This is a genomic window from Hyphomonas beringensis (genome assembly GCF_000682755.1).
GTDB classification, from domain to species: Bacteria; Pseudomonadota; Alphaproteobacteria; order Caulobacterales; family Hyphomonadaceae; genus Hyphomonas; species Hyphomonas beringensis.
Genome location: NZ_AWFF01000102.1, coordinates 1 through 480 on the forward strand (window position 1 = coordinate 1; position 480 = coordinate 480).

A 480-nucleotide genomic window follows, 5' to 3' on the forward strand; every position below is an offset into this window, starting at 1 on the left:
GTTCATGCTTGAACGTCCAGTCCACACCGCCTGAATAATAGACGCCGAACTTCAGCCCCTCCGCCCGCACAGCATCGGCCAGTTCGCCCACCACATCGCGCTGTGTATGCCAGTTTTCCTTGTTCGGGTTCTTCACATCGCTCGGCCACAGTGCAAAGCCGTCATGATGCTTTGTCACCAGCACCACATAGCGCGCGCCGGACGCCTTGAAGAGCCGCGCCCAGGATACAGGGTCCCAGTCCTCCAGCGCATCATTGAAGGCCGTCCCGAAATGATCATACGAATAGTCCGCCCCATATGTCTCACGGTGATAAACCGCTGTCGGACTATCCTCAAACTGCATCGTGTTCTGGTACCAGGCGACATAAGGCGTATTGGCAAAGCCGTCCTTTTCATCTCCTGCATCGACAATGGTCTTGGCATGCGGCGCAAAGGCCGGAATGGAATATGGCCCCCAGTGAATAAAGATGCCAAACTTCG

Annotated in this window: 1 protein-coding gene; it reads right to left on the reverse strand. The window is 55.8% G+C overall.

The window, feature by feature from the left end; translation table 11 throughout:
- Positions 1–480: alpha-L-fucosidase (locus HY29_RS17510; protein ID WP_034799660.1), on the reverse strand; the 480-nt coding region annotated here is incomplete at both ends.